The 12,756-nt window shown below is 33.1% G+C and carries 10 protein-coding genes; 5 read left to right on the top strand and 5 right to left on the bottom strand.

The features are described 5' to 3' along the window. Positions 1 to 303: 303 nt before the first annotated feature. Positions 304 to 462, top strand: a complete 159-nt coding sequence (locus EAH69_RS14125; RefSeq protein WP_121934759.1) for an IS3 family transposase — start codon at positions 304 to 306, stop codon at positions 460 to 462. 52 nt (positions 463 to 514) lie between these two features. On the opposite strand, the gene EAH69_RS08435 is transcribed toward EAH69_RS14125, so the two are convergent. From EAH69_RS08435 to hutH, 5 genes are all read right to left on the bottom strand, one after another. Beyond that, the gene (locus tag EAH69_RS08435) at positions 515 to 886 is read right to left on the bottom strand and encodes a hypothetical protein (RefSeq protein ID WP_121934758.1); all 372 of its coding nucleotides are present in this window, start codon (positions 884 to 886) and stop codon (positions 515 to 517) included. A 2-nt stretch (positions 887 to 888) separates the two neighbouring features. Then, positions 889 to 2,868, bottom strand: coding sequence for a urocanate hydratase (locus tag EAH69_RS08430; RefSeq protein ID WP_121934757.1), 1,980 nt, complete (start codon positions 2,866 to 2,868; stop codon positions 889 to 891). 331 nt (positions 2,869 to 3,199) lie between these two features. Continuing rightward, complete coding sequence (locus tag EAH69_RS08425) at positions 3,200 to 3,571, bottom strand: ribosomal maturation YjgA family protein (protein ID WP_121934756.1); 372 nt, start codon at positions 3,569 to 3,571, stop codon at positions 3,200 to 3,202. Between the two features lie 261 nt (positions 3,572 to 3,832). Beyond that, complete coding sequence (locus EAH69_RS08420; RefSeq protein WP_121934755.1) at positions 3,833 to 4,183, bottom strand: hypothetical protein; 351 nt, start codon at positions 4,181 to 4,183, stop codon at positions 3,833 to 3,835. Positions 4,184 to 4,212: 29 nt separating this feature from the next. Further along, entirely contained in the window at positions 4,213 to 5,721 is a 1,509-nt protein-coding gene (gene hutH / locus EAH69_RS08415; RefSeq protein ID WP_121934754.1) for a histidine ammonia-lyase, read from the bottom strand. A gap of 137 nt (positions 5,722 to 5,858) precedes the next feature. Between hutH and folE the strand changes: the two genes are divergently transcribed. The 4 genes from folE (at position 5,859) to EAH69_RS08395 (ending at position 12,733) form a co-directional block, all read left to right on the top strand. Beyond that, positions 5,859 to 6,536 carry a GTP cyclohydrolase I FolE gene (gene folE / locus EAH69_RS08410; protein WP_121934753.1) on the top strand — a complete coding sequence of 226 codons (678 nt, stop codon included), beginning with the start codon at positions 5,859 to 5,861 and terminating at the stop codon, positions 6,534 to 6,536. A gap of 18 nt (positions 6,537 to 6,554) precedes the next feature. After that, a complete protein-coding gene (cysS, locus tag EAH69_RS08405; RefSeq protein WP_121934752.1) occupies positions 6,555 to 8,030 on the top strand; it encodes a cysteine--tRNA ligase in 1,476 nt (491 codons plus the stop codon). 164 nt (positions 8,031 to 8,194) lie between these two features. Beyond that, positions 8,195 to 11,251 (top strand): SusC/RagA family TonB-linked outer membrane protein, encoded by a 3,057-nt coding sequence (locus tag EAH69_RS08400; protein ID WP_121934751.1) that lies wholly within the window; start codon positions 8,195 to 8,197, stop codon positions 11,249 to 11,251. 21 nt (positions 11,252 to 11,272) lie between these two features. Then, positions 11,273 to 12,733: a RagB/SusD family nutrient uptake outer membrane protein gene (locus EAH69_RS08395; protein WP_121934816.1), complete on the top strand. Its 1,461-nt coding sequence runs from the start codon at positions 11,273 to 11,275 to the stop codon at positions 12,731 to 12,733. Positions 12,734 to 12,756: the final 23 nt, after the last annotated feature.

Below are 12,756 nucleotides of genomic sequence, written 5' to 3'. Positions count from 1 at the left end.
ATTGATGTAGATCAATGGAGGGTTGTATCCTTTATATGAGAAGCTGAAATGAATTCAGCTTGACCTTTCTGTCACTTCGAGTGATTTTCGTTTCGAAGAAAAACAAAGATTTTTACTGAAACAATGAATTTAAAAAAAATGGCATCTAAATCTATGACGTTAATAAAATAAATCGAATGGAGTATAAGAATGAATTAGTGAGCAAATGCGAATCATTTAATTCATTCACGAAATAAGATTTGTTTTTAGTCTAATAGATTTGAAGCCTTGACTTTTTTGTTTCGTTTTTGTGTCAAGACAAAAATGAAAATAGAATTATTTTACTTGAAAAAAAATGATTCAATTGAACAACTTAAAAAAGAAATTAAACAATATATTTACTATTATAACAACGAAAGAATTAAATCGAATTTAAACAAAATGAGCCCGATTGAATATCGAACTCATTTTTATAATAATTAATTTTTGTGTCCAAACTTTTGGGTGCAGTCTAAATTGAAGTGTGGTTTTTATTTTATAATTCAGATTTTATTGTTCCATCAGGATGAAATGTTTTTCCATCACATTCCCATTCATGAGAAATTATCGTATCTTTTTTATGAATATTGAAAGTTAATTTACCTTTTCGTTTGATGATGGTATCACCAATATTGATCTCGTTTCTATAAATAGCCCACCAACGATTTTGTTCATTACATTCACATTTTTTTTGTGTAAAAGGATCTATACCTTCCATAGCTAAATTCCCTCTTGTTCCCCAATATTTTTTTTCAACTAAAAGAAAACATTCACTTTCACTATAAAAATCGACAAAAGCATTACAATTAGGTTTTTGATTACACGAAAAGATTAATAATAGAAAAGGTATTACAATTAATTTCTTCATTTTTATAATAATTCTTCATTCACAATATTCGGTAAAGTTACCTTTAATAAAGGTTCTTCCTCCATTGCGCGTTTGATGGCAAAGATAGCTTCTTCGTTTCTTGCCCATGATCTGCGAGCAATTCCGTTATTCACATCCCAATGTAACATTGATTTTAAGCGTTGTTCAGCATCCGAAGATCCATCTAATAACATTCCGAATCCTCCGTTGATTACTTCGCCCCAACCAACGCCGCCACCATTGTGAATAGAAACCCAAGTTGCACCACGAAAACTATCGCCAATTACATTATGAATTGCCATATCTGCCGTAAATTTTGATCCGTCATAAATATTAGACGTTTCACGGAAAGGAGAATCCGTTCCCGAAACATCGTGATGATCTCGACCTAAAACAACTGGTCCGATTTCACCTTTTGCAATGGCATCATTAAAAGCTTTCGCAATTTTAATTCGTCCTTCTGCATCTGCGTATAAAATACGAGCTTGCGAACCAACCACTAATTTGTTTTCTTGCGCACCTTTAATCCAAGTGATATTATCCTGCATTTGCTGCTGAATTTCTTTTGGAGAATGTTGCATAATTTCTTCTAAAACTTGACAAGCTATTTCATCCGTTTTTTGTAAATCTTCTGGTTTTCCAGATGTACATACCCAACGGAATGGTCCAAAGCCATAATCGAAACACATTGGTCCCATTATATCTTGTACATACGAAGGGTATTTGAAATCGATGCCGTTTTCTGCCATAACATCAGCTCCAGCACGAGAAGCTTCCAATAAAAAGGCATTTCCGTAATCAAAGAAATACGTTCCTTTTGCTGTATGTTTATTGATAGCTGCGGCATGACGACGCAATGTTTCCTGAACTTTTTCTTTGAACAATTCTGGATTTTCAGCCATCATTTGATTTGCATCTTCGAAAGATAATCCGACTGGATAATAACCTCCAGCCCAAGGATTATGCAAAGAAGTTTGGTCTGAACCTAAATCAATGTAAACATTTTCTTGGTCAAATTTTTCCCAAACATCAACAATATTTCCATCATAAGCGATAGATACAACCTCTTTATCTGCTTTTGCTTTTTGAACACGAGCGACTAATTCATCCAAGTCTGAAATTACTTCGTCTACCCAACCTTGTTCGTGACGTTTCCAAGTTGCAGCCGGATTTACTTCTGCTGTTACTGAAACAACACCAGCAATATTTCCGGCTTTTGGTTGTGCACCAGACATTCCACCCAAACCAGCAGTCACAAATAATTTACCAGCAGTTCCTTTATCATCAATCTTACGAGAACCATTTAAAACTGTGATTGTTGTACCATGAACGATTCCTTGTGGACCAATGTACATGTAACTTCCTGCAGTCATTTGCCCGTATTGAGAAACACCTAAAGCATTCATTTTTTCCCAATCATCTGGTTTAGAGTAATTAGGAATTACCATTCCGTTTGTAACGACAACTCTTGGTGCATTTTTGTGAGATGGAAATAAACCCATCGGATGTCCAGAATACATCACCAAAGTTTGCTCGTCTGTCATTTCAGACAAATACTTCATTGCTAATAAATATTGCGCCCAATTTTGGAAAACAGCTCCATTCCCACCGTAAGTAATTAATTCATCAGGATGTTGAGCAACGGCAGGATCCAAATTATTCTGAATCATTAACATGATTGCTTTTGCTTGTTCCGAATTTCCAGGATAATCTGTAATTGGACGAGCATAAATTTCATAATCTGGTTTTAAACGGTACATATATATGCGACCGTATTTCTCCAATTCTTCCTTGAATTCAGGAATTAATTCGGCATGATGTTGAGGTTCGAAATAACGTAAAGCATTTTTAAGCGCTAATTTTTTCTCATCTTCTGATAAGATTTCTTTGCGTTTTGGCGCGTGACTTACGTTTTCATTATATATTTTTTTCGGTGGTAAAACCGATGGTATTCCTTGTTTAATTTGTTCTTGAAATGTCATTTTTTTGTGTTGTTTTTTTAAGTTGTACTTTAAACGTAATATGTTTTACGATTTCTTGTCATTCTGAGTTCATCGATGAATCTTTAAATACTGATGTGAAGCTGAAATAAATTCAGCTTGACAAGTTTTGTAAGTGATTATGAACTCGTTTCAGGATCGCATCATATTTTAAATAAACAAAATAATCCTATGATTAATATTATTGTGTAACTTCCAAATAATCTCACTTTAAAATATGAATCCTCTATTTTATTTTTCCAGAATTGATTTTTATACATTCCTATAATTCCAATAATTATTAGAATGATTGCCAATAATAAATAGTTGTAATTCATATCCTCTTCAAATCTCTATCAATAAAAAATAGAACTATAAATCCGATGAAATAACAGATTAAATCTATCCAAGAAAAAGATGTTCCGATAATTATTCTTGCAGCTTTGTTATTTCCTAAACCTATCAATTCTACAAATTTGAAATACTGTAAAATTTCGACCAAAAAAGAAAAAATCAATGTAAAAATTGCAATATAGATCGCCTTTGTTTTGATAAATGCTTTGATGAAATAGTAAATCAAAATCACCACTAAAATATCACCAACAAAAGGACGAATAATTTGATCTTTGATATACAACGCAATAAAAACTTCGATTAAGAATATTATTAAAGCAATGATGAATGATTTTTTATCGAATTGGAACATAGTTTTCTAAAGTGTTTTATTCTAAGATTATGTCATTCTGAGCTTATCGATGAATCTTTAAATACTGATGTGAAGCTGAAATAAATTCAGCTTGACAATTTTGTATGTCATTCTGAATTGGAACATAGTTTTCTAAAGTGTTTTATTCTAAGATTATTTCATTCTGAGCTTATCGATGAATCTTTAAATACTGATGTGAAGCTGAAATAAATTCAGCTTGACAAGTTTTGTAAGTGATTATGAACTCGTTTCAGGATCGCATCAATTAGTAATAATTTTAAAATAATCAATTATGAATAACCCGAAACTGCTTGTTAATGACATTAATCCTACTAAATAGTAAATAAAATTTAGAAAAGTAGTAGGTTGAATCATCTTGAATTTTATCAACAGTAAAATCAAACCAATATTTAATATAATACTACTTCCTATTAAAGAAATTAATATTAAAATGAAATGTTGATTTTCAAATAAATCATATGATAAAAAAAACAATGCAATCGATATTAAGCTTGTAATAAATAAAAAATAGCCTGCCTTATCTTTTTGAGTGTTTTCTTTATTGAAACCAGGAGCTAAAAAAAATTCTAAAATAGCTTCAATTATATCCATAATATTTCATTCTGAGCTTGTCTAAGAATTTAAAAATTCATAATTAATTCCTGAAAAGAATCCGTTTGCAACAAGTCGATAATATTATTGATATCATCACCAATCAAACGATCATCCTCTAATTTCGGACAAACCGAACGAACTTTAGAGAAAACTTCTTCTAAATAAGGACTTGTTTGTTTTGGTCTTCTAAATTCTAAACCTTGACAAGCATACATGATTTCAATGGCTAAAATTCGTTCCAAATTATCTAAAACTTGATTGAATTTTCGTCCCGAAATACTTCCCATCGAAACATGATCTTCTTGTCCTAATGAAGTTGGAATACTATCTGCAGAAGCAGGGAAACATAATGTTTTATTTTCTGTACATAAAGCCGCTGAAGTATATTGTGGAATCATAAATCCAGAATTCAACCCAGAACTTTCTGTTAATAACTTTGGTAATCCGTATTTTCCTTCGATTAATAAATATTGACGACGATCTGAAATATTTCCTAATTCAGAAGCTGCAACTGTTGCGTAATCTAAAGCCATTGCTAAAGGTTGTCCATGGAAATTTCCACCAGAAATAGCTTCTTCATCTGAGATTACGATTGGATTATCTGTAACCGAGTTTAATTCGATTTCTGCTAATTCTTGTAAATGGAAAAAGGCGTTGCGTGAAGCACCGTGTACTTGTGGAATACAACGTAAAGAATACGGATCTTGTACGCGTCCACAATCTGTGTGTGAATAGGCGATTCCGGAACCTTCTAATAATTTTCGCATGCGTTCTGCCACTAAAACAGTTCCTTTGAATGCACGTATTTGATGTAATTCTGCTTTGAAAGGACTTGGCGATCCTTCGTAAGCTTCTAAAGATAATGCGCCAACAACATCAGCTAAATTCAATAAATATTCGAATTTCTTTAAACCGTGTAAAGCGTGAGATAAGATGAATTGTGTTCCGTTTATTAATCCTAAACCTTCTTTTGCAGATAAGTTTAATGGTTGTAGATTATGTTTTGCTAAAGCTTCTTTTGTTGAAATAATTTGGTCACCATCCCAAACTTTTCCTTCACCAATTAAAGGTAAAAACAAGTGAGATAATGGAGCCAAGTCTCCGGAAGCACCAACAGATCCTTTTTCTGGAACAGCAGGAATAATATCTTTCTCTACCATTAAGAGGATGCGTTCAACAACTTCTAACGTTACACCCGAAAATCCTTTCGATAAAGCATGAGCTTTCGCTAATAACATCGTTTTTGAGATTTCTTTTTTGATTGGATTTCCAACACCAACAGCATGGCTAATTAATAAATTGTGTTGTAATTGTCGCGTTTCTTCTTCTGATATTTTTGTATCACATAAAGGTCCAAAACCTGTATTAATTCCGTAAACTGTTTGCCCTGAAGCTACAATTTTAGCGACGTTTTCCTTTGATTTCAGAATTTGAGATTTACTTTCTTCTGATAAGTTTGCTTTCTTTATTCCAGCTTGTATTGCTTTAAAATCCTCAAAAGATATAAAGTCGATTCCTAGAGTTTTTGTATTCATTATTGGTTGTTTGCTTAATATCAAAGATAAACTTTTCTCGGATTGTTTAAAATATACTATTGAATAAGAGTGAATAATTGATAATTGATAAGGTTTTATCTCATCAACTTTTATAAATTTGCTAAAATTTTAAAGTAATGTGTGATAAACATCTTCATGACGAAATAGGAGACGACCACATGTCAGCTAACTTAGAGACGCCTTTAAGAGATGATGCATTTGAGTTGTCAGCAGAAGAAAAAGTAGCAATGATTGAAGCGGATTTCCGTCATATCATGGAAACTTTAGGTTTAGATTTAACAGATGATAGTTTGAAAGGAACTCCAAAACGTGTAGCGAAAATGTTCGTGAAAGAGATTTTTGGAGGGTTATTACCAGAGCGTAAGCCAGGAATGTCAACTTTCGAAAATAAATATAACTATAACGAAATGTTGGTAGAAAAGGATATCGTAGTTTACTCGACTTGCGAACACCATTTCTTACCAATCGTTGGACGAGCTCATGTTGGTTACATTTCTAAAGGAAAAGTAATTGGATTATCTAAAATGAATCGTATTGTAGAATATTATGCAAAACGTCCACAAGTACAAGAGCGTTTAACAATGCAAATTGTTAAAGCGATGCAAGATGCTTTAGGAACTGATGATGTTGCATGTATTATTGATGCGAAACACTTATGTGTTAACTCTCGTGGTATTAAAGATATCGAATCAAGTACGGTAACTGCAGAATACGGAGGAGCATTTAAAGATAATGAGCAATTAAGAAAAGAATTCATCGCATACATTGGGATGAAAACTACGTTCAACGTTTAAGAAAATAATTCCTTTAAAATGGTAAAAGAAAATCAATTAAAATTACATAATTCCTTAACAGGACAAAAAGAAACATTTGAGCCTATTAATTTAAATAATGTAGGAATGTATGTTTGTGGTCCTACTGTTTACAGCAATGTTCACTTGGGAAATGTACGTACATTTATGTCTTTTGATATGATTTACCGTTACCTAAAATTTTTAGGTTACAAAGTACGTTACGTTCGTAATATTACAGATGCTGGGCATTTAACAGATGACGGAAATGTAGAGAATGATCGTTTTGTGAAACAATCTAAATTGGAGAAATTAGAACCAATGGAAATTGTACAAAAGTACACAGTTGATTTTCATAAAGTTTTAGAAAAATTCAATTTATTACCTCCGACAATCGAGCCTACAGCAACAGGTCATATTTTAGAGCAAATTGCTTTAGCTGAAAAATTAATTGACTTAGGATTAGCTTATGAAGTGAACGGGTCAGTTTATTTTGATGTAGAAGCTTACAATAAAAAAGGACTAAATTATGGGGAATTAAGTAACCGTAACATCGACGAATTAATCAATAACACGAGAGATTTAGATGGTCAAGGTGAAAAGAAAAACCCAGTAGATTTTGCACTTTGGAAAAGCGCATCACCAGCTCATATTATGCGTTGGGCTTCACCTTGGGGCGAAGGATTTCCGGGTTGGCACTTAGAATGTACTGTAATGAGTACGAAATATTTAGGTGATTTTTTCGATATTCATGGTGGAGGAATGGATTTAAAATTTCCTCATCACGAATGTGAAATTGCTCAAGCCAAAGGATGTAATGGTCACGATCCTGTAAAATATTGGATGCATGCAAATATGTTGACGATGAATGGTCAACGTATGAGTAAATCAACAGGGAATTATATCTTACCAATGCAATTAGTTAATGGTGAAAATGATTTCTTCGAAAAAGCATTTCATCCAAGTGTAGTTCGTTTTTGTTTCTTACAAGCGCACTACCGTAGCGTGTTAGATATTTCGAACGAAGCTATGTTAGCTTCAGAGAAAGGGTATAACCGTTTAATGGAAGCTATTAAAATTGTAGATGATTTAGCAACATCAGCTTCATCTTCTGTAAATATCCAAGAATGGGTCGATAAATTATACACAGCAATGGATGATGATTTTAATACTCCAATTTTAATCGCTCATTTATTTGATGGTGTTAAGATGATTAACTCAATCAAAGATGGTTCAGAATCGATTACAGTATCAGATTTAGAAGTATTAGCAACAACTATTAAAGGTTTTGTTTTTGAAGTATTAGGTTTACAAGCCGGTGAAGAAGGCAATGCGAATACAGAAAAATTAGATGGTGTAGTTAAAATGTTAATTGATATGCGTGTTCAGGCAAGAACAGATAAAAACTGGGCATTGTCTGACCAAATTCGTGATCAATTAGCTGCTTTAGGTATCCAATTGAAGGATGGTAAAGACGGAACAACTTATACGTTCTAAATTAAATATATAGTATTGATAATTAGTTAAAAGCGCCTTAAAAGGGCGCTTTTTTTATTGATTTGTTAAAATTTTAAGATTTCATTCTGATTTTTTAACCTATCATTTGTTGTTTTCGTTAATTTATTACATATTTGTTATAATTAGCACTAAAAAATTAACAAATGAGGAAAAGTATTACGTCTTTAGGCGTATTATCGTTATTCCTAATGGGAGGTCTTGCCTATGCGCAAGTTTCTGGAGTTGTAAAAGACTCTAGTGGCTTACCATTAGAAGAAGCTGAGGTTGTTTTAGACAGAACTGGAGCTTCAGTATTAACAGATGCAAATGGGGCTTTCACGATCGATGCAAATATTGGTGATACGTTAAGAATCATTGATATCAATGGAGAAGAGCGTACAATTAAAGTAGCTTCTAATAGAATTGGAGATATAAAATTAGCACCATCAAAAGCTGATGAGATTAGTTTATCAACAGTAAATCTTGTAGGTGGTGTAAAAATGGATGCATCACAAAAAGTTGGAGCTTATGATATCATCAAAAAGGAAGATTTCGAATTAGCACCTACAGCATCTATTGATGAGGTTTTAAATGGTCGTGTGGCTGGTTTAGTATTCTCAACAAACTCTGGAGATCCAGGATCAACAAATATTATTACTATTCGTGGGGTAGGTTCCATCATTGGAACAACTAATCCACTTTATGTTATTGATGGTGTTGTAGTTGGTAAAGGTTCTGATAATGCTGGTTTAATGGAATCATGGAATCCATTAGCGTCTATTGATCCTAATATGATTGAAGATGTTACAGTATTAAAAGATGCTTCTGCAACAGCATTATATGGAGCGCGTGGAGCGAATGGTGTAATCGTTATTAAAACGAAAAAAGGTAAATATGGAGCTAAGACTAGATTCAATCTATCTACAGATATGGCGATTCAGGACATTGCATTTGATGAGCAAAACTGGATGAATGCTAATCAATATATCCAATGGGGTGGTTTAGCTTATTTCAATACAGGAAACTACGTTAGTAGAGATGCTGCTGAACAAGCTTTCAGAACTTACCTAAATTACGATGGAGTTACAGATACAGATTGGCAAGGTGCTGTAATGAGAAACACAGCTTCTGTAAGAACGTATAATTTTTCTGCTTCAGGAGGTAGTGAAAATACCTCTTTCCGTATTGGTGGATCATTCTACGAGAATAAACCATTAGTATTAAATTCTAATTTTGAACGTTTAAGTGTTAATTCGGCTTTAGAGCATAAAATTGAAGATAAATTCAATTTTGGAATGAACTTAAACTTTACAAATGTTGAAAGAACATCTGTCAATGATGGTGGAGCTTTCCGTAATCCTTGGTTACAATCTTGGGCTATCGCACCAACAAGACCAATCTACAATGAAGATGGATCTTATAATCAAACAGGTCTAGGACCAGGTAATGATAATTTCAACCCGGTAGCTTTACAAAATACTGATTTCTTAGAAGGAACAATCCAAACTTATTTAGGATCTGTTCACGGAGAATGGCAATTTGCTAAAGATTTCTACTTTTATACATTATTTGGAGCTCAATACCAAAGTTTATCTGAGAAAAACTATTGGGGACCAGATATGGGAGATGGTATGAACATTGGAGGTTATGTTAACAAAGCAAATACAGGAGTATTTGACTGGAACTGGCAAAACTCTGTTTCTTACCGTAAATTATTTAAAGATGTTCACGATGTTCAGGCATGGGCAGGGGTAGAATACCAAGAGCATAAGTACAACAGAAATAGTGCTTATGTTACTGAATTATCAGAGCCAAGACCATATTTATCATATGGTACTGTTAGGAACTTTACAGGAGATGCTTTCTATAAATGGACTCAAATCTCTTATTTCTCACGTGCAAATTATACATACAATAATAAAGTAACACTTTCTGCTCAGTTAAGAAGAGATTCTAATTCTACATTAGGTATTAATGATAAATCTGGAGTTTTCTGGTCAGTTGGAGCTAACTATAATATTTTAAAAGAATCTTTTGCGCCTAAATTCTTATCTACTTTTACTGTTAGAGCAAATTATGGTGAAATCGGGAATATTCCATACGCGGATAACTGGGGTGATCAATATAGAGCATATTCAATATCTAGTTTAGGATTATACGGAGATAGTACTTCTTCTGAATTTATCAATACAGCTGGTGATCCTGATTTAAAATGGGAGGTGTCGAAACAATGGAATGTTGGTGCGGATTTAGGAGTTTTTGATAATAAATTAGTATTTGGTGTTGATGTATATAATAAGAAAACAGTAGATGCAATATACTCAGGGCTAATACCATTACAAAATGGATCTCCAACATCTTACTTAACAAATATTGGAGAAATTTCCAACAAAGGGGTTGAGATGACATTAAATGCTCGTCCAATCAACAAAGATTTCAGATGGAATGTGTATGGAAACTTCTCATATAATAAAAATACACTTGAAAAGTTAACAGAAGATCCAGATCAAATTATTACGGGGTCAGGTAACGGTATTAGAGCGTTAGGAGTAGGTCACGAAATTGGTGAGTACTATACTTACACTTGGGCAGGAGTAGACCGTGAGACAGGAGCTGGTTTATATTATACTGATGGAACAAGAACGACTACGACAACAGATAAAGGACAAGCAGAGCGTGTTTGGCAAGGTGTATCTCCTTTTCCTAAATATACAGCAGGTTTAAAGAATGAATTCTCTTATAAAGGATTCTCTTTAAGTGTATTCTTTACGGGGCAGTTCGAGTATGCTGTACATAACATGTGGCAAAATTACGTGTTAGGTGATGGTACTTCTGTAAACTATAATCAAACTACAGATGCATTGTACAATTCTTGGACTCCTGATAACAAGGATGCTAAAAATCCAATTCAGATTGCAGGTAATACATCTCAATCGCAATTATTATCTTCTCGTTGGATGAGAGATGGAGATCATATCCGTTTAAAAGAAGCAAAAATTGCATACTCTTTCGGTGATAAATTTAAACAGCAGACCGGTATTCATAACTTAACAATATATGCAAAAGGTGTAAACTTATGGTTATACACGTTTGATGAGGATTTAACTTTTGACCCAGAAGCAAACTCAAATGCTTACGGTGGATGGGCTGGTAAAGGTCTATATGATTATACTTCACCAATTATGAAGTCAATTTCATTAGGTATTTCAGTAGATTTCTAATTGTCGATTAAAATTATTATTATGAAAGGAAAGAATTTATTTAAAATAGCCTTATTGGCATTAGTTCCGCTATTTTATTCATGTGACGAAGAGAGATTGGATGAAAGACCGCTAATCGGAGATATCTTTGATGCAAATAATGGAATGAAAAATGAAGAGCAAATGGAGCGTTTCGTTATCGGAGCGTATTCTGGACTAGCTTCAGGTACTAACTTTGGTGCTAATATTCTAATTTATGGAGATGTTATTTCTGATAACATTTTCGTATCAACTACTAACGATGGATATTTCTTAACTGAGAATTCATTATCATGGATTGGAGATAGTGGATTTGGGCAATATTCAGCTTTATATACAGTAATTCAGCGTGCTAATTTTGTTATTAATGATACGAATTTAGAAGAAACTGAAAATGTAAAAAAATTGAAAGGAGAAGCTAAAATAATAAGAGGTTTAGCTTACTTTTATTTAGTTCAATTGTTTTCACCAAATCCTACATCAGGTATTAATCAAGAGTATGGTGTGCCATTAAAATTAGAATTGTATACAGACCCAATGGCAACTGTTGGTAGATCGACGGTTGATGAAGTATATGCTCAAATTGTAAAAGATTTAGAGGAAGGTGGAGTTGAAATTGGAAATTTAAACAGAGGTTCTAAAACATATTTATCACCTACAGCGGCTAAGTTTATCTTATCTAAAGTGTTATTAACAAGAGGGAGATCTGAAGATTATAGTAGAGCTGCTTCTTTAGCAAATGAAGTGTTGACTTCATCTCCTGCTAATTTCTCAAGAATTCAATCTGATCAATTATACGATTACTTTACAGCAACTGACGTAGCGAAATCAGAAGAGCAAAATGAAACAATTTGGGAAATTGAACAAACTCAAATTAATAATTTAGGTGTAAACTCTCATATTAGTGCATTTTATTCTAATACTGGAGCACACAGGAGTATGTTAGCAAGACAATCTTTTTACAATACTTTTGAAACTAGTGATGTCAGAAGAGCATTATTCAATACATCAGGAACACCAGCTTCTGATGATCCTAAAGGAGTTTGGCTAAGAAAATGGCCTCGTAATACAACTTTGAATAATGTAACTAGCAATTATACAATGAACGTTAAGGTGTTCCGTATGACAGAGGCTTTATTTGTACAAATGGAAGCAATGGCAAAATCAGGACAACAAGGTCAAGCTGTCGCTTTATTAAATGAATTTACTGCCTCTAGAGGAAGTACAATTACTTATAATGAAGGAAACGTACTACAAGGTATTTTAGAAGAGAAGAAAAAAGAGTTTATCGGTGAAGGTCACAGATTTTTTGACTTAAAACGTAATAACTTACCTATTAACAAAGGTACAAACTGTGGTGGAGCTCGTTGTGATGTTGATGCGAATGATAAAATTTTCGTATTACCAATTCCTAGAACTGAAAGAGATTTAGTTCCAGAGATTAAACAATACCCAGGTTGGTAATCAATATTCAAAAAATTATATAA

This window comes from Faecalibacter macacae, from assembly GCF_003687725.1.
GTDB lineage: Bacteria > Bacteroidota > Bacteroidia > Flavobacteriales > Weeksellaceae > Empedobacter > Empedobacter macacae.
This window is presented reverse-complemented; position numbering and strand designations above follow the sequence as displayed.